Origin of the sequence: Pleomorphomonas sp. T1.2MG-36, from assembly GCF_950100655.1 — a bacterium.
Taxonomy (GTDB): Bacteria; Pseudomonadota; Alphaproteobacteria; order Rhizobiales; family Pleomorphomonadaceae; genus Pleomorphomonas.
The window spans coordinates 46,582-63,898 of record NZ_CATNLY010000006.1 but is presented as its reverse complement, the minus strand read 5'-3'; the positions used below and the strand labels follow the sequence as shown (position 1 = coordinate 63,898).

Sequence of the window (17,317 nt, the reverse complement as noted above, 5' to 3'; positions counted from 1 at the left end):
AGCGAAATCGATCGCATCATGGACCAATACAACGACTGCCCACGAAAGATCCTTGGCTACAGCACCCCGGCCGAGGTATTCAAAGACTTCCTCACTGTTGCGCTTCAAACGTGAATCCATCCTCTGCTTTCGCAGAGGATGACAGTTAATTGATATGAAACAAAGAGTTAAGTGTATCGCTTGGGTGAGGGAGGTTGCGCCCGCTGTTGGGGGCATGCGATGCCCCGGGGGGGTGCTCAAGCGGGTTATCCCGCTGATCCATATATATAAATTGTCATCCTTGCGAAGGCGAGGACCTTGGGCAGGAAGAGGCGAGGGGGTGATATCGGGCTCCCCTGGCTCAGGGAGCGTGATATGGGCCGAAGCGATTTCTCGTCCTGAGGTACACCTTGCATTCGCGAGCGAATGCAAGCGGCCTGCGCGAGGATGACAGGAGAGTGATATGAAACATAAGGTTAGCGCGCTTCTCCCGCTCACCCCTCTCCCGTCAGATCCCGCCTCGCCTTGTCGAGTTCCTCGGCGTAGCGGCGGAGGAGGTATTGTTCGGTGAGGAGGCCGATGACCTTGCGGGTGTGGAGGCTTTCGACGACGGCGAGTTCTTCGGCGTTGGCCGCCTCGAACAGCTTGGCCGCCTCGGCCACCGTCATCGAGGGCAGCAGCATGGCTTCTCGGTGGCGCAGGAAGGGGGCGATGTCGGTGCGGCCCTCGGCGGTGTCGGGGGCGTAGGCGTCGGCCACCACCACCACGCCGGCATAGCCGCCGTTGCCGTCGACGGCGATGGCGCGCTGGGTGGAGCCGAGCGGGAACAGGGCGCGGAAGCCGTCGAGGCTGAGGCCGGAGGAGACGGTGCGCACGTCGGATCGCATCATGCGGGATACGGTGAGGAAGCGCATGCGGCCGATGTCGTTGGCGCTGCGGATGGTTTCGCCCCTGAGGTGCAGGCGCCAGGTGGAGAAGGAGTAGCCGAAGGTTTCGCGCACCACCACGGCCGAGACGACCGAGGCCGTGAGCACGGCGCTCGTGATGGCGAGGTCGCCGGTGGTTTCCAGCACCAGGAAGGCCATGGTCATGGGGCCGCCGACGATGCCCACCGCCATCGACGCCATGCCGATGACCGAGGCGATGAGCGGCGACAGGTCGGGCGTGAGGCCGGTGGCGATCAGGATCAGCGCATAGGCCTTGCCCATCAGCGCGCCGAGGTAGAGCGAGGCGAAGAACAGGCCGCCGCGAAAGCCCGAGCCGAGCGACAGCGCCGAGGCCAGCGCCTTCAGGACGAACAGGGCCAGCAGCATCTGCCAGCCGACCGGGGAGGCGAGCGCGGCGTGCAGCGCGCCATGGCCGGAGGAGAGCACGTGCGGGGTGAGGAGCGCGAGGCCGCCCACCAGCGCGCCGCCGATGGCCGGCCGCGCCCAGGCCGGCACCTTCACCAGGCGGAAGGCGCGCTCGACGCCGGTGGTGAGCTGCATGACGGCGACTGCGAGCAGGCCGCCGACGATGCCGAGCAGCAGGAAGGGCGCGAGATCGGAAGCGGTGAGGATGGGCACCGGGCCGATCTCCACCGTGGTCTGGAAGGCGCCGAGCCAGCCGGCCGTCAGGCTGGCGGCCAGCGAGGCGGCCAGCACCGGCGCCACCAGCGCCACCGAATAGGTGCCGATGATCAGCTCGAAACCGTAGAAGGCGCCGGTGATCGGCGCGTCGAAGGCGGCGGAGATGGCGCCGGCGGCGGCGCAGCCGACCAGCGTGCGGATGTCGCGGCGGCGCAGGCGCAGCGCCTCGGCGATGCGCGAGGCGAAGCCGGCGCTGGCCTGGGTGTAGCCGGCCTCCAGCCCCACCGAGGCGCCGAAGCCGGAGGAGATCATGGTCTGCACCGCCACCAGCAGGCTTTCGCCGACGGACATGCGGCCGCCGTGCAGCGCGTTGGCCTCGATGGGATCGACCGGCTGGCGCTTGAAGCGACGGCGCGTCAGCGCGGCGAGGAGGGCGAGCAGGATGCCGCCGGCCACCGGGATCAGCGCCAGCGCCGGGTGGGCGAGGCTCTCCTGCTCGCTGAGCCGCTCGCCCGACGGCAGCATGTAGAGCCACTGGTGGGCGAGGTTGGTAACCCGGCTCATGGTGGTGACGACGACGCCGGCAAGGCACCCCACCGCCATGGCGAGCGCCACAAGCCCGATCTCGCGATAGCGGCGCAGCCGGATGAGCAGGCGAAAGGCGGTGACGATGAGGGGAGAGGCGATGCGCAAGGCTCTGGCGTCGGCTGGGGGTGGAGGGGAGGCCGGGCCGGAGCCCGCCAGGACATAACGCCTTATCGCCAGTTTCGGATGCGATGGAAAGCCATGACGGTGCGCTCCTTGTTGCTCACCGGCTTCAGCGCCGCGTGGCAAAGCCTTTGCCTCGGCAACTCTGAAGCGTGTATGGTGAGGCGCACTCTCATATTAAAAGAGGGTGCCATCATCGGGCCGGGGCGATGCCATTGGCCGCGCTGGACCATCACGGAGGTTCCATACTCCCGGTCGATGCGATCACCGGACGTGTTGGGGCGTGTGTCGGCTGTCCAGCGGGTTCTGCAGAGGTGCTTCATGTGTGCAAAGGACATCGGTCCGACAAATCTCGAAACGCTCGCCTTTCGCGCCGAGACGACCGGCACCGAGGTGGAGTACAGGACGCTGGCGCCGGCAACCCTGCCCGACGGTCCCTTGCCGCTCATCCTGCATCTTCACGGTGCCATGTCGTCTTCCGCGTCGCTGGAGGCGGCAAGACCGGCCTATGAAGGCGCCTGGGCTTCAGGACAGTTGCCGCCGGCCATCGTCGCCTGCGCCTCGACGCCCACGCACGGCGGGTTCTACATCGACTACCCCGGGGGACCGCGTTGGCAGTCGCTGGTTGTCGATGAACTTCCGCGCCGATTGGCCGGTCGCTATCGGCTGGCAGCCAAAGTCGCGCTGATGGGCTTTTCGATGGGGGGCTATGGCAGCCTCAGCGCCGCGTTCAGGCACCCGGAGCGCGTCTTGGCCGTCGCAGCGCTCTGCCCCGTCATTTTCCCGGCCGAGACCGCGGAGGCCGTGCCGCCACGGAACCGCCCGTCGGTTCTGAACGATCTGAACGAGGCCATGGGGGGCGACGCCGCCACCTATGCCGACAACTGCGTTCACAGCCTTGCGCGGAAGAACGCCGCCACGATCCGGAAGGAAAACCTTCCGATCTTCATCGACTGCGGTCAGAAAGACGAGTTCCATCTGCACGACGGCGCCGTCTATCTCCATCAGTTGCTGGACGGCCTCTCGATTTCCCATTCCTTCCGCTCCATCCCGGACGCCGGACATGCCGATGCGCATGCCGCCGCAAGGCAGGAGGCCGCGATCGGCTTCATTGGCGATGCCCTGTGGCAGGCGATGCGGCCCGGCGGCAGGGGGTGAAGCCGACGCAAGAGTCCGCGCGCGCGAAATTGACGGGCCCCCTCGCGGTTTACCTCTGAAGGCTGGCGCTCGCCCGGCGTCGTGCGGCAAGGGGGAAAGGCCGCCCCTTGGGAGGGCGGCCCGTTGGGGGGTCAGGCGGCAGCGAAGTCGCGGACGAAGGTTTCGACGACCTTGCGGAGGTCGTCGGCCTGGCTCGACAGGCCGTCGGAGAGGGTCATCAGCTGGGTCGAGGCGGTGCCGGTCATCTCGGCGGCCTGGCCGACGCCGGCGATGTTCTGCGTCACCTGATGCGTGCCGGTGGCCGCCTGCTGGCAGTTGCGGGCGATCTCGGCGGTGGCCGCGCCCTGTTCCTCGACGGCGCCGGCGATGATCGAGGCGGTTTCCTTGATGTTGCCGATCACCCGGCTGATCTCGCCCATCGAGGTCACCGTGCCCTCGGTCGCCTGCTGGATCTCCGCCACCTTGGCGGCGATCTCGTCGGTGGCCTTGGCCGTCTGGCTGGCCAGCTGCTTCACCTCGGAGGCGACGACGGCGAAGCCCTTGCCGGCCTCGCCGGCCCGCGCCGCCTCGATGGTGGCGTTCAGCGCCAGAAGGTTGGTCTGGTCGGCGATGCCCTTGATCAGGTTGATGACGTCGCCGATGGCCGAGGCGGCGGTGGCCAGCGCGCCGATGCGCTCGTTGGACGATTCCGCTTCCGAATAGGCGGCGTCGGCGACGGAGGCGGAGCGGGCGACCTGTCCGTTGATCTCGCGGACGGAGGCGGCCATCTCTTCCGACGAGGCGGCGACGGTCTGCACGTTGGCGGCGGCCTGCTCGGCGGCGGCGGCGACGGCCTGGGCCTGACGCGACGTCTCCTCGGCGGTGGCCGAGAGGTTGCGGGCGCTGTCGGCCACTTCGCCGGACGACTGGGCGAAGCCGCTGGCCAGTTCCTGCATGCGGCCGACGAAGCTGTTGGCCAGCGTCTCGCGGCGGGCCAGCAGCTGGAGTTCCGCTTCCTCGCGGGCGGTCTGGGCGATGCGGGCGGCTTCCGCCTCCTGCAACTGACCGCGCAGGACTTCGAGAGCCTTGGCGATGGAACCCACTTCATCGTTCCGGTCGGTGCCCGGCACCGGGACTTGCAGCTCGCCGCGGCCGAGGGCGGCCATCACGCCGATGGAGGTCTGGACGGGACGGACCACGCCGCTGCGCACCATGACGAAGGCGAGGCCGAGGATGACCGCGGTGGCGATTGCCAGACCGACCAGGGAGACCGTCGTGGTCCAGGCGGCAAGGGCGGAGACCTCACGGTTCTGCGCGTCCTTGGCGGCGATGAGGCGATTGTTGATGTCGAGGTTGGCCTGCCGGATTTCTTCGAGCTGCGGGCTGCAGCCGGTTTCCATCGCCTTGACCGCCTTGGCCCTGTTCTCGGGGGTTTTGGCCTGCGCGGCCTGCTGCGACACGCTGCCGCAGGCATCGCTCGCCAAGCCCTGCAACCGCTGGACCAGCGGGGCGATGTCGCTGCCGATCGGCGCGTAGGCCTTCTCGGCGGCCGCGAACTCGTCGTAGGTGTTCTTGAGGGCGTCATTGATCTTGCTGACGGCGGCCGCGTTGGCTTCGGCGTCGGTCGGGACCAGCGTCCGGTAAATGTCGAGCTCGAACTGCGTGATGTAGCGGTTGGATCGGGCCAGGGCAGTGGTTGCCGTCGCCGGTCCGTTGATGATCGCCGTGTCGAGGTCGTCGACGACGGTGATCTGGTGGACCGTGTAAAATATTCCCCCGAAACTTGCGGCCGAAAGGATCAAAAGAAGGGAAAAAACCTTCCATATCAACGGCCAATTCTTGAACGACATGTCGATCTCCTGGCGGGAGGCTGGCTCTACTCTGAGGTAGTTTGTTTGTTATGCGGTACTAGCGGGTCTGTTTTTTGGCCGTGGACGAAGCGATGTCGCGGCGACATGTTGAGTTAACCCTGCATGTAATTAACAAGGGGAAAACTCCGGACTGGTAAGAAAGAAATAAATCGTCCCGATCCGGTAAGCCTCGCGTAAACCCATGCCGCGATCGAGGGGGCATTGGGGCGGCGCGTCGGCTGGCGACCGGCCGCGCCTTATGGCTGCCTCGCGGCCCGGTCGGCCCGCCTCGTTCGCTTGGGGCACGCCCGGCGTTTGGGTACCGGCGTTTCTCAACTGAGAGTGCAGGGAAGGTAATCCCCACCAACCCGATCATGGGGGCGAGAGGACGGTCTTAATCTTCGCCACGCCGATCTGTATTCCCTCATATAGTAGGGGTTGTACTTAGGCATGGAGGCCGCCTTGGCCGGTCGGGACCTGTCGGTTCGGAGATGTATACTTCTGGTCGGTGCGCCGATTGCAGGAACAGCCCTGATATCATCCTGATTGTCGGTGCTTCCATTGGGATCGGGCCTCGGCGGTTTGCGGGCACGCCATCGTCGCGGCGGTCGGCATCGCCTTGCCCTGCCGGCCATGGCGTCGACGAAACGGCGTTGCCGGAGGCCGTGGGCATCCGGCTTTTCGGGCGGCGAGAGGAGGCCAGGGCCGACAGTTCGGCCGAGTCCGTCGCGAAAATAGTTCGGCGACTTGTTTATAGAGTTTCTAAGAAGCAAACGCGGGGCATGGAAAGCCGCCGTCGTCACGCAAGGCTTTCCAATGCCTGCCGAGGCAGTCGATCATGCCGGCCTTGCCGCCGTGGCGAGGCAGGGCGCGTCGTCGAGAGCGCGTCCGGTGAACCTTGGTTCGCCAACACGCTCTACCTCTTTGTTTTCACGCAACTCCGGACGCAAAACCGGTTCCCACTTTTGCTGGAGTTGCTCTTGAGCGCGTCCGGCGAACCTTGGTTCGCCAACACGCTCTAGTTCCTTGTTGTCGCATTGTTTTTGCGGAAAACCGGTTCCCACTTTTCCGCACAATGCTCTAGGAAGCGCGGCTCGTCGCCCGGCTTGCCGCGCGCCGCCCAGTCGCGTTTCTGCCGGAGGTAATCGGTGAGTTCGGCCAGTTCCTCCGCCTTGCGTTCGAGCCGGGCCAGCGCTTCGTCCATCAGCTCCACCTCGCGGGCGGGCGTCAGGCCCTGGCGCTGCAACTCGGCGGCGATGGTGGCGATCTCCCTGAGCGGCAGGCCGACCGCTTGGGCGAAGCGGATCATGCGGGCGGTGGAGGCGTCGCGCTCGGAGAAGATCTGGTAGGGGTTGCGGCCGCCCTTGAGGCCGGTTTCCGGCGCGAGAAGGCCCTTGCGGACGTAGAAGCGGATGGTGTCCTGGCTGAGCCCCGTCCGCGCCGCGAATTCGCCGATCAGCATGTGACACCCCTTGACCATGGACCATGGTCCAGACTTATGGAAGAGGCTCCTTTAATCCTGGAGCCCTTTCATGTCGAGCGATCACGAGCCCATTTCCCGCCGTTCGCTGGCCTTCGTCACCGGGGCAACCGGCCTTCTCGGCAACAATCTGGTGCGCGAGCTCCTGGCCGAGGGCTGGCGCGTTCGGGCGCTGGTCCGCTCGCCCGACAAGGCGGCGCGGCAGTTCGCCGGGCTCGACGTGGAGATCGTCAAGGGCGACATGCTGGACGTGGCGGGCTTTGCCGATGCGCTGTCCGGCGTCGACGTGGTGTTCCACACGGCCGCCTATTTCCGCGATTCCTACAAGGGCGGCAGCCACTGGCCGGCGCTGAAGGCGGCCAACGTGGACGGCACGCGGGCGCTGCTGGCGGAGGGCTGGCGGGCGGGGGTGCGGCGCTTCGTGCACGTCAGCTCGATCGCGGTGCTCACCGGCGCGCCGGGCTCGCTGATCGACGAGACCATGCTGCGCCGCGAGCGCGACGCCGACGACTACTACCGCAGCAAGATCCTGGCCGACCGCGAGGTGCTGGGCTTCCTCGCCGCCCACCCCGATTTCTGGGCGGCCATGGTGCTGCCCGGCTGGATGCACGGGCCGGGCGACATCGGCCCCACCTCGGCCGGGCAGACGGTGCTGGACGTGGCGGCGGGGCGCCTGCCCGGCCTGCCGCCGGGCTCCTTCTCGGTGGTGGACGCGCGCGACGTGGCGCGGGCGATGATCCTCGCCAACGCCCACGGCCGGCGCGGCGAGCGCTACCTCGCCGCCGGCCGCCACATGACCATGGCCGAGCTGATACCGCTGATCGGCGCGGCCACGGGGGCCAGGGCGCCGACCCGGCGCATCCCCCGGGCGCTGTTCTACCTGATCGCCGCCGGCAACGAGGTCTACGCGCGGCTCACCGGCAAGCCGGTGCTCCTGAGCTGGGCCATGGCGCGCACCGTGGCGCGCGAGGCCGACCGCTCGCGCTACGACCCCGGCAAGAGCGCGCGCGAACTGGGCCTGACCTTCCGCCCGGTGGCCGAGACGCTGGCCGACGAAGTGGCGTGGTTCCGGGCCAACGGGTGGCTCACCCCCTGACGTAGCGGCCGATCAGCTCGACCTCGGCGGCCGCCACCGACCGCATCGCATCCATCGCGCCGTCGGTTGGACTGTCCGACGGCGCTACTTTCGTCGTGGTGGGCGGCAAGTGGGCGCTCGGTATCGGGCGAGGGCTTGAGGCGGGGCGTGGGCGCCAAGCGAGGCGATCGGCGTTGGATCGTTCCAATTGGCGATAGCGTTCCTTGGCAATTTTTCCCATCACAATGCGGTCTGCACGAAGTCAACGCCGGGCCTTGGCCCGTGTCGTGATGGCAACGTTACGGTTGGTTGCCGGGCGAGGCCGAGGAGGTTTGGGTCGATCATCCTTATTTTTCGAGATTAAGCCGTGATCTTATCGCGAAACGTGTAGGGTTTTCTGGTGATACAAGTGTTTTGTGCAAGAATAACTGGGATCCATTCTGGTGTTCTTGTGCGCGGCCTATGGTTGAAGCTGCTCGTAAACCACAAGCAAAAGATAGAATAATTTCTATAAATGCCCGTTTTCATGGGGTTGGAAATTTGGAAAACCAAATTCCATTACCGGTTGCTCCAGTTTTTACTTAAGGATCTGTTCAGCAAATTCGTTCTACCCATTTCATATGTTGCGCTTGGGAGGGCAAATTGAGCAAGTTTCTAAGTCGCTTCAGCCTGGGGACCGTTCTGGGCTTTTTCACGCTTCTCATCTGCGTCGCCGTCGTCGGGCTCAGCGCCAAGCTGATGGTCGCCAGCTATTCGTCCTGGCAGACGGCGCGGTCGGTCACCGCGCTGACCGACCAGGACGTCTTCGTGTTCAACGTGCTGCAGGCCCTGCGCTATGAGCGCGTCGACACCGACACCGTGCTGCGCATGCCGGCCGACAAGGCGGCGGCGCTGGTCAAGGGCGTTGCCGACTATCGCGCCACCGTCGACGCCAACATGGCCAAGGTGACGGCCGAGCCGCTCGACGATTTCCCGGCCTGGGCCGAGACGGCCAAGGCGATCGACGACGGCTACCGCGCCATCCAGGCGCTGCGCACCTCGGCCGACGGCAACCTCGCCAAGGCGCCGGAGGCGCGCGACGCCGCGCTGCTGGGCAGCTACATGAAGGACACCGCCGGCATCCTGACCGTGTTCGAAGCCGCGTCCAAACAGCTCGACGCCGAGATCCGCCGCCGCGACGCGGCCAGCGGCGAACTGCTCTTGACCAAGCAGATGGCCTGGAACGCCCGCTCCGTGTCTGGCACGCCGGCCGTGTTGTTGCAAGGTGCGCTGGCCGCTGGCCGGCAGCTTGCCCCGGCCGAGGCGCGCGCCATCGTCGCCGGGCGGGCGCAGGCCGAGATCACCTGGGCCAGCATGAAGGAAATGGCGAAGACGCAGGGCCTCGGCCCGGCCTTCGACGCCGCCGTGAAGACGGCCGACGAGGCCTATTTCACCGGCGCCTTCAACGACGCCTACCTGAAGGCGCTCGACGACCTGACCGCCGGGACCACCACCGCGCTGACCTTCGACGCCTTCAAGGGCGAGATCACCGTGGCGCTCGGCAAGATCGCGGCGGTGTCCAGCGCCGTGCTCGACGTGGCGCTCGCCCGCACGGAAGCGGAGGCCGGCCGCCAGCAGGGGCTGTTCGTCGCCTACGCGGCGCTGATGGCGCTGGCGATGGCGCTGTCGCTGGTGAGCTATCTCGTGGTGCGCGGGCACGTGCTCCGGCCGCTCGACGCCATGACGCGGGCCATGTCGCGCCTCGCCGACAACGACCTCACGATCGACATCCCCGGCGCCGGCCGGGGCGACGAGATCGGCGCCATGTCCTCGGCGGTGGGCTTCTTCAAGGACAAGCTGGTGCACAACCGCCAGCTGGAGGACGACGTCGCCGCCGAGAAGGCCAAGGCGGAGAACGACCGCCGCCGCGTCATGGCCGAGATGGCCGATGGCTTCGAGGCGGCCGTCGGCAGTGTGGTGGGCGCCGTTTCCACCGCCTCCGAGCAGCTGCAGGGCGCCGCCGAAACCATGTCGGCCACCGCCGAGGAGACCACGCACCAGTCGACGGCGGTGGCCGCCGCCGCCGAGCAGGCCTCCTCCAACGTGCAGACGGTGGCCTCGGCGGCCGAGGAGCTGGCCGCCTCCGTCGGCGAGATCGGCCAGCGCGTGCAGCACTCGGCCCAGATCGCCGGCGAGGCTGCCAAGGATGCCGACGCCGTGGCCGCCAAGGTGGGGCGGCTCGCCGAGGCGGCGCAGAAGATCGGCGCTGTGGTCGAGCTGATCAACTCCATCGCCGGGCAGACCAACCTCCTGGCGCTCAACGCCACCATCGAGGCGGCGCGGGCGGGCGAGGCCGGCAAGGGCTTTGCCGTGGTGGCGGCCGAGGTGAAGAACCTCGCCGACCAGACGGCCCGAGCCACCAGCGAGATCGCCCGCCAGATCGAGGAGATCCAGGGCTCGACGATGGAATCGGCCTCGGCCATCGGCACCATCACCACCACCATCCGCGAGATGAACGACATCGCCATGGCCATCGCCGCCGCCGTGGAGGAGCAGGGCGTTTCCACCAACGAGATCGCCCGCAACGTCCAGCAGGCCTCGACCGGCACCAGCGAGGTGTCGTCCAACATCGTGGGCGTGACGCGGGCGGCCTCCGAAAGCTCCGCCGCCTCCACCCAGGTGCTGGCCTCGGCCTCCGAGCTGAGCCGGCAGTCGGCAAAGCTGGGGGAGGAAGTGGCCCGCTTCCTCTCCACCGTCCGGGCGGCCTGACCGAAATTCTACTGGGGCGGGTATAGGGCCTAGTGTTCTGCGCTTCCGGTGCTCACGGGCCTTAAGCCCGCTCCGCTCCGGTTCTCGAACCCGTCGCCCTCTGCCGCGCCCCAGCGAATTTCGCCTCAGGCCGCAGGAGCCCTATGAGTTCCGGGAGCACGATATCGGCGGTTCGCTCTACCGTCCTGAGATCCTCTGCCTTCGCAGAGGAGGACAGCTTGATGGAGGCGGGAGACAGGTCGGCGGCGGGGCGCTCTCGGGCCAAGCTCCCGTTTCATATCCCTCTGTCATTCTCTGCGAAGGCAGAGAACCTCAGGCAGAATGGGACACGGGGGCTTCTATAGGGCTCCCCTTGGTGAGTGGGCGCCCGATATCTGCGGCTCGTTTCACCTTCCCGAGGTCCTCGCCTGCGCAAGGATGACAATTTATATAAATGGAACAATGGGATGGAGCGTCTCGCCTGAGCCTCTGAGGTTTTCTCCCCCGTATACGGCGTCACGATGCGCTCCGCATTGTGGCGCGCGGGTTACCCAACTGATTCCTCTATATAAATTGTCATCCCTGCGCAGGCCGCTTGAATTCGCGAGCGAATTCAAGGTGTACCTCAGGCAGAAAGGGGCTCGGGGCTTCTATAGGGCTCCCCTCGGTGAAGGGCGCCCGATATCGGCCGCTTGCTCTACCGTCCTGAGGTCCTCGCCTGCGCAAGGATGACAATTTATATAAATGGAACAGTTGGATAGAGCGTTTCGCCTGCCTTTGAGGTTTTCTCCTCCACATAAGGCGTCACGATGCGCTCCCCTTGGTCGCGCGAGGGTTATCTAGCTGAATCATATATATAAATTGTCATCCTTGCGCAGGCGAGGACCTCAGGCAGAAAGGGGCTCGGGGTTTCTATAGGGCTCCCCATGGTGAAGGGCGCCCGATATCGGCGGCTCGCTCTACCTTCCCGAGGTCCTGCGCCTTACGCGCAGGATGACGGTTAATTGATATAAAACAGATAGTTAGCGCACGTTTAGCGCCGGCTGCCCCCCTCTCGCCTCACTCGAGGATCTCGGGCTCCACCAGCTTGGCGAGTTTGCGCAGGGATTCCTGCCAGCCGAGATAGCAGGCTTCGCGCGGGATGATGTCCGGGATGCCCTGCTGCACGATGGTGACGTCGGTGCCGACCGACACGGCGGTGAGGCTGACCGTGACCGTCATCTCGCCCGGCAGGCCGGGGGCGTCGAAGCTGTCGGTGTAGACCAGCCGCTCGCCGGGGACGAGTTCCTGATAGACGCCGCCGAAGGAATGGCTGACGCCGGTGGTGAAGTTGCGGAAGGACATGCGGTGCCGGCCGCCAACCGTCGGGTTGAACTCGTGCACGGTGCAGGTGAAGCCGTTGGGCGGCAGCCAGCTGGCCAGCGCATCGGGCTCGACGAAGGCCCGGTAGATCTTGTCCGGCCGGGTGGTGAAGACGCGGTGGAGTTTCGCGGTGCTGGTCATGATCGGCCCTCCTCCGAGGCGAAACGCACGCGAGGCGTCGGACCTATGTGGTTTCCCTCATGCCGACCATACCACGACGGCCCCCCGGCCGGCACTCGCCGATCGGGGCAGGGCGCATCGATGGGCGCGCGACTATGCATCGCACCGGACGGCGGCGCTCCGGCGATGGTGTAGAAATGGGGCGCACATTCCCGGGGGGGCAGCATGACCGCCTATTTCGTGGCCCAGATCCGCATCGACGATCCCGCCGAGTACCAGCGCTATCTCGATGCCTGCGACGCGGTGTTCGCCCGCTTCAATGGCGAGTATCTCGCCGTCGATCCCGCGCCGACCGTGCTGGAGGGCGAGTGGCCCTATTCCCGCTCGGTGCTGATCCGCTTTCCCTGCGAGGCCGACCTTCTCGCCTGGTACAACTCGCCCGACTATCGGGAGATCGTCGTCCATCGCCTTGCCGGCGCCAAGTGCGACAGCATCCTCGTCCATGGCAAGGACGAGGGGTAGGCGGGGCATCGCTCCGGGGTCAGCGGGCGGCGAAGCGTTGTCTGGCGGCGTCGGTGACGGGCATGTAGAGCGACACCGCCGTGCCCTCGGGATCGCGGAACTGGAAGGTCTTGTTGCCCCAGGGCATCACCTTCATGTCGTGCACCAGGGCGACCTTGTCCTTGAGGCGGGCGTAGGCGGCGTCGATGTCGTCGACCTGGAACTCCAGGATGGCGGTGCGGTTGCGGCCGGGTTCGGCGCAACCGGCCTGCCAGAGGGCGACGGTGTCCTCGGCGCCGATGGCCAGCGCGCCCGACGGCGTGACGATCTCGGCGAACACTGGCGCCAGCCAGTCGGCGGTAAGGCCGGTCACCATCTCGTAGAAGGCAACCATGGACTTGATGTCATGGACGATCAGGCGCGTGGAGGCGAATTTCATGACTGTCTCCCTTGTGGCGGCTTAAAGTTCGCCGATGGATATGCTACGATACGGTATCGTAGCGAAATAGTCGAGGGGTGCGATGGCCGTGGATAGGGGCGCTTCCATGAGAGGCGAGGACGCCGAGGGCGCAGGCGTGATGGACGAGCGGGTGCGGCGGTCGCGGGCGGCGGTGCTGGCCGCCACGTCGGCGCTGCTGTTCGAGCGCGGCTATTCCGGCGTCAGCGTCGATGAGGTGGCGCGGCGGTCGGGCGTGGCGAAGACCACCATCTACCGCCATTGGCCGGCCCGGACCGATCTCTTGCGCGATGCCTGCGCCAACATCGGCACGCCGCAGACGGCGCCGGACCTCGGCAGCCTGAGGGCCGACGTCGCCGCGCTGATGGGCGCCCTGGCCGAGGCGCTGACAACGGCGCCGTGGACGTCCGTGCTGCCGTCGATCGTCGATGCCGGCGAGCGCGACCCCGACATGGCCGAGATGTATCGCCGCCTGCAGCAGGGCTATTCGGCGCCGTTCGAGGCGGCGATCCGGCGCGGCATCGCCCGGGGCGAACTCCCCGCCGACACCGACGTCGCCGCCCTCGCGGCCGCACTGATCGGCCCGCTGTTCTTCCGCCGCTGGTTCGCCCGCGAGCCGCTGACCGAGGGCTTCGTGGGGGAGATCGTGCGGATCGTGGTGGGGTAGGGGATTAGGGCGATGCCGAGCCGGCATCGTGGCTGGACACGTTGCTGGTGATCAAGCCACACCAAGCTCCTTGGAGAAGGCGATCAGACTAACTGGGGAAAGCGAACATTCTAAAATGAAACTGTTAGAGAAATACCGGTTCTGTCCACAAGGTCTCTTTGTTCTCGAAGGGGGACATAATCATATAGGGCTGGTATTTTCTCTATAACATTGTCGATAAGGTCTAGGGGCTTTGCCTTTCCTGACTTTAGGTTAATAAGTTCTTCGTCGGTCAGAACTATTTGCACGACGCCGACTCTGTAGCGCTCAGCATAATAAGCCATTCCCTTTGGTATGACCTGCTCTTGCGGGAGTCTGTAGCAAAACCATGATCTGTTCGCGAATCTCTTGTGTGAGATTGCCTCAAAAATTACCTGCTCCCAGTTTTGTTCTGCCAGTTTCACCTCGCAGGACGCTAGGTCAATCTCAACCGCTCCGAATAACTCGACGCGTTCCGCCCCAATGATATCTGGATTACCCCAGCGTCCACCACTCTTTACGTTGGACATGTCCTTAGATTTGTAACCTTTCTGCTGGAGCCAAAGCTCCATCAAGGGGTACAAGTCCTTTTCTAGGATGGTTATTTCGGCGCCTTTTTCCGGTTTTATCTTCTCTTCGTCGGCAGGCTTAGCCTCTGTAATTTGCGGTTTAGACTGGCTGTACCAATATCCTCCGCGCGGGCCTCCGCTGACGATGTTTGACTCCACATCAGTATTTGCAGCGTTGCTAAGATAGGACAGCATAGTTCCGTCCGCCGCATCAACGCTTATTTCGCCATTCTGAATTTTGGAACGAATTGCCGCAACGATTTGCTTGTTGCTCTTCGATGAGTCCGGCCCCGTACTTCCTGTTTCTTGAAGAAAAGCAGCTGCGGCTTTCACGATTGTATCGTAGGTCGAACTCGGCACGCTGAATATCCTTTATTTTAGCTAGCGAAGCCAACTCAAGTCGATACTACTATGACGTGTGATATCGCGCAACTTAAAGCGCCTAGGAGATTAGTCGCGGCAGGTTGCGCAGGAAGAGGTTGATCGCCGTGCCGCCCTTGAGGGCGAAGCATGCCTCGTTCGCCACGAGAGGGATGAGGCGCATCAAGAGCCGCACTTGGGCCCGATACTGATCATGAAACGGCATCGAGGTCCTCGGGAACGGTGATCAGATAGGTCGGGTCGAGCTTGCCGCCGGGAACGAGTGCGCGCTTTCCCCGCCCGAGATCGAGAACCGACTTGTCGAGGCGGTTGACCCAGGCATGGCGATGCCGGTCGGCGAAGAAGAAGAACAGGCGCTTCACCTTGACGCTGCGGCAGTCGACCAGCAGCCTTTGCAGCCGTCGCGGGCTGAAGTTGGCGGCGCCTTGCATGATCATGTCGGCTTGGTGGAAGCTTTCGTGGCGGGGCAGTTCGTCGAGCAGTTCGAGATAGGCGCGCTCTGGTTGGGAAAGGGTGAGCGGCCAGTCCCACTGCCCCCATGGCAGGGTTGTCAGGGTGCCGTGAGCGGCCGGGTCGGTGCGGAACGCGGTGGCGGAGTTGCGGTAGACGAAGCACTGGGGAAGGTCGAGCTTCTGCAGCCACGCGGGCGGTTTCTCCGGCCCGTGCAGGTAGACGGTTCTGGTGTCCTGCGCGAGGTAATGCGCAAAGCCTTGCAGCTCCAGCGCCATGCGTCCGCCGACGACGAGCGGCGCCTGCGCGAGCAGCGTTTGCAGCGATATGACCGCTTGCTGCCAGCTCAGACCGCCGCGTGGCTTTTTGTAGAGGCCGCGCACCGGCTGCTCCAGCCAGCCGGCCTTGACGTAATAGGCGCGCAGGTTGCTGGCGATGCCGCGCGCCTCCAGCCATGCGGCGTCGACGACCAGCCCTTCGGGCAGGTCCCTTTGCAGGCGGTTCAGGAGCGATACAAATTGCTCAACCATGCTGAGCATCTTACGGCCTGCTCAAACCTGTTGCAAGTTTGGGTGATGGCTAATTTACTCAATCGGATTGAGTGAGGGCGCTGCAGAACAAACCTCCGGGTGGGCTCACAATGTGCCCCCCTGGCCTCCTCACCGCAGCCGGTAGCTCCGCTCCACCCTGACGGGCGGGAACTCGACGAAGTCCGCCGTGTCGAACTCGACCTTGAAATCCAGCCGCTTCTGCCTCGCCCATGCGATCGCTGCCTTGACCTCGGCGCGCGGCACCTTGGTGGCGAGGCTGCAGTGGGGCACCCAGTTGCCCTCGCGGTAATGCGGATCGCAGAGGGCGGGGGCGATGTGTCGATGCAGCTTCTCGTGCAGCGCCATCAGGGCATCGTTGCGGCGCGGTCTCGCCCACAGCACCAGCAGGTCGTTGTCGAAATAGGCGACGCCGTCGAAGGCGATGGTCAGCTTGGGCTGGGCGGCGAACACCTCGTCCAGCCCGTCGACGATGCGGCCCGGATGGTCGGGGAAGACGGCCAGCGTGAGGTGCGGCGGATAGTTGAGGGCGGTCATCGAGGCGGTGACCTCGAAGGCGCTTGCCTCGTCCCAGAGCTTCAGGATGGGAGCGGCCGTATCGTTCAGGCACTTGATGCAGATGGCATAGGGCATCGGCTTCTCCCCGCGTTCCGCCGACAGGAGGCGCAGCTTACGCCCGGAGCGGATGGCTGGTCGAGCTTCTTCGGCAGGTTGTGGTTTGTTGCAGGGAGCCTGATACGGGCCGGTGCGACGTCTCGTCCTGAGGTCCTGCGCCTAAAGCGCAGGATGACAAATTTATATATAAAAACAGACGTTTGCCGGATTCTCCCTATCCATCAGGCGTCATCCTGCGCGTGAGGCGCAGGACCTCAGGCAGAAAGGAGCAAGCGGCCGATATCACGCGACGCCAGCCCTCGATGACCGTTGCCCCCCTTGCCGCGCGCCGCTTCTCCGGTTACCCTCTCTCCGCGCTTGGCAATTCCCCCCGCAAATGACGGGCGGCGGCCGGCGCAAATCCCCCTTTCAGATCCAATTTCGAGGATGGCACATGTGTGACCATTTGTTTGTCGTGACCGGCGGCCCCGGCGCGGGCAAGAGCACGTTGATCGAGGCGTTGTCGCGGCGCGGCGTCGGCAGCATGCCGGAGGCCGGGCGGGCGATCATTCGCGATCAGGTGGCGATCGGCGGGGCGGCGCTGCCCTGGGGCGACCGCGCCCTCTATGCCGAGCTGATGCTGGGCTGGGAGCTGCGCTCCTTCCACGAGGCCGAGGCGATGGCCGGGCCGGTGGTGATGGACCGGGGCGTTCCCGACATCGCCGGCTACCTGACGCTGATCGGCCTTCCGGTGCCGGCCCACGTGGAAGAGGCGGCGCGGCGGTTCCGCTACAACCGCGCCGTCTATCTCGCCCCCTACTGGGAGGCGATCTTCGCCCAGGACGCCGAGCGCAAGCAGGACAAGGCCGAGGCCGAGGCGACCTGCCGCGCGGTGGCGGCCACCTATGCCCGGCTCGGCTACGAGCTGATCGAGCTGCCGTTCGCCAGCGTGGAGGCGCGGGCCGATTTCGTGATGGAGCGGGTGGGGCGCTGATTGGCCGTCATCGGCCTGTGGCTAAGAGCCTGCCCCGAAACTCTACTGGGGTGGACATCTAGCTTCGGCTTCTGCGCGTCCGGTGCTCACGAACCTCAAGTTCGCTCCGCTCCGGTTCTCGAAACCATCGCC

Annotated in this window: 14 protein-coding genes and 1 pseudogene; 6 read left to right on the top strand and 9 right to left on the bottom strand. The window is 65.5% G+C overall.

The annotated features are described in order from the left end of the window. Nucleotides 1-473 precede the first annotated feature (473 nt). On the bottom strand, nucleotides 474-2,240 hold the full coding sequence (locus tag QQZ18_RS06795; RefSeq protein WP_284539375.1) for a chloride channel protein: 1,767 nt from the start codon (nucleotides 2,238-2,240) through the stop codon (nucleotides 474-476). A 336-nt stretch (nucleotides 2,241-2,576) separates the two neighbouring features. On the opposite strand from QQZ18_RS06795, the gene QQZ18_RS06790 reads away from it, so the two are divergent. After that, nucleotides 2,577-3,413 (top strand): alpha/beta hydrolase, encoded by an 837-nt coding sequence (locus QQZ18_RS06790; protein ID WP_284539374.1) that lies wholly within the window; start codon nucleotides 2,577-2,579, stop codon nucleotides 3,411-3,413. A gap of 131 nt (nucleotides 3,414-3,544) precedes the next feature. Here the strand turns inward: QQZ18_RS06790 and QQZ18_RS06785 are convergent, their stop codons facing one another. Both QQZ18_RS06785 and QQZ18_RS06780 read right to left on the bottom strand, forming a co-directional pair. Next, nucleotides 3,545-5,242: a methyl-accepting chemotaxis protein gene (locus tag QQZ18_RS06785; protein WP_284539373.1), complete on the bottom strand. Its 1,698-nt coding sequence runs from the start codon at nucleotides 5,240-5,242 to the stop codon at nucleotides 3,545-3,547. 1,018 nt (nucleotides 5,243-6,260) lie between these two features. Next, nucleotides 6,261-6,704 carry a MerR family transcriptional regulator gene (locus tag QQZ18_RS06780; protein ID WP_284539372.1) on the bottom strand — a complete coding sequence of 148 codons (444 nt, stop codon included), beginning with the start codon at nucleotides 6,702-6,704 and terminating at the stop codon, nucleotides 6,261-6,263. Between the two features lie 70 nt (nucleotides 6,705-6,774). Here QQZ18_RS06780 and QQZ18_RS06775 point away from each other — a divergent pair, with 70 nt between their 5' ends. Both QQZ18_RS06775 and QQZ18_RS06770 read left to right on the top strand, forming a co-directional pair. Continuing rightward, nucleotides 6,775-7,818 carry an SDR family oxidoreductase gene (locus QQZ18_RS06775; RefSeq protein WP_284539371.1) on the top strand — a complete coding sequence of 348 codons (1,044 nt, stop codon included), beginning with the start codon at nucleotides 6,775-6,777 and terminating at the stop codon, nucleotides 7,816-7,818. Between the two features lie 621 nt (nucleotides 7,819-8,439). After that, complete coding sequence (locus QQZ18_RS06770; RefSeq protein ID WP_284539370.1) at nucleotides 8,440-10,545, top strand: methyl-accepting chemotaxis protein; 2,106 nt, start codon at nucleotides 8,440-8,442, stop codon at nucleotides 10,543-10,545. A gap of 1,038 nt (nucleotides 10,546-11,583) precedes the next feature. On the opposite strand, the gene QQZ18_RS06765 is transcribed toward QQZ18_RS06770, so the two are convergent. Continuing rightward, entirely contained in the window at nucleotides 11,584-12,027 is a 444-nt protein-coding gene (locus tag QQZ18_RS06765) for an SRPBCC family protein (RefSeq protein WP_284539369.1), read from the bottom strand. A gap of 204 nt (nucleotides 12,028-12,231) precedes the next feature. Between QQZ18_RS06765 and QQZ18_RS06760 the strand changes: the two genes are divergently transcribed. Then, nucleotides 12,232-12,528, top strand: coding sequence for a DUF1330 domain-containing protein (locus QQZ18_RS06760; protein WP_284539368.1), 297 nt, complete (start codon nucleotides 12,232-12,234; stop codon nucleotides 12,526-12,528). Between the two features lie 19 nt (nucleotides 12,529-12,547). Here QQZ18_RS06760 and QQZ18_RS06755 read toward each other — a convergent pair whose 3' ends face one another. Beyond that, on the bottom strand, nucleotides 12,548-12,946 hold the full coding sequence (locus QQZ18_RS06755; protein ID WP_284539367.1) for a VOC family protein: 399 nt from the start codon (nucleotides 12,944-12,946) through the stop codon (nucleotides 12,548-12,550). Nucleotides 12,947-13,052: 106 nt separating this feature from the next. Here QQZ18_RS06755 and QQZ18_RS06750 point away from each other — a divergent pair, with 106 nt between their 5' ends. Continuing rightward, the gene (locus tag QQZ18_RS06750) at nucleotides 13,053-13,631 is read left to right on the top strand and encodes a TetR/AcrR family transcriptional regulator (protein WP_284539366.1); all 579 of its coding nucleotides are present in this window, start codon (nucleotides 13,053-13,055) and stop codon (nucleotides 13,629-13,631) included. A 110-nt stretch (nucleotides 13,632-13,741) separates the two neighbouring features. On the opposite strand, the gene QQZ18_RS06745 is transcribed toward QQZ18_RS06750, so the two are convergent. The 4 genes and pseudogenes from QQZ18_RS06745 to QQZ18_RS06730 form a co-directional block, all read right to left on the bottom strand. Next, nucleotides 13,742-14,578, bottom strand: a complete 837-nt coding sequence (locus QQZ18_RS06745) for a hypothetical protein (RefSeq protein ID WP_284539365.1) — start codon at nucleotides 14,576-14,578, stop codon at nucleotides 13,742-13,744. Nucleotides 14,579-14,669: 91 nt separating this feature from the next. Next, nucleotides 14,670-14,804: pseudogene (locus QQZ18_RS06740) on the bottom strand (nucleotidyl transferase AbiEii/AbiGii toxin family protein); the annotation flags it as partial. Then, complete coding sequence (locus QQZ18_RS06735) at nucleotides 14,791-15,579, bottom strand: type IV toxin-antitoxin system AbiEi family antitoxin domain-containing protein (protein WP_284539364.1); 789 nt, start codon at nucleotides 15,577-15,579, stop codon at nucleotides 14,791-14,793. The pseudogene QQZ18_RS06740 and the gene QQZ18_RS06735, both read right to left, overlap by 14 nt. Nucleotides 15,580-15,708: 129 nt before the next feature. Further along, entirely contained in the window at nucleotides 15,709-16,230 is a 522-nt protein-coding gene (locus QQZ18_RS06730) for a 2'-5' RNA ligase family protein (protein ID WP_284539363.1), read from the bottom strand. Nucleotides 16,231-16,645: 415 nt separating this feature from the next. Between QQZ18_RS06730 and QQZ18_RS06725 the strand changes: the two genes are divergently transcribed. Next, nucleotides 16,646-17,185 (top strand): AAA family ATPase, encoded by a 540-nt coding sequence (locus QQZ18_RS06725; protein WP_284539362.1) that lies wholly within the window; start codon nucleotides 16,646-16,648, stop codon nucleotides 17,183-17,185. The last annotated feature ends 132 nt before the right edge of the window (nucleotides 17,186-17,317 follow it).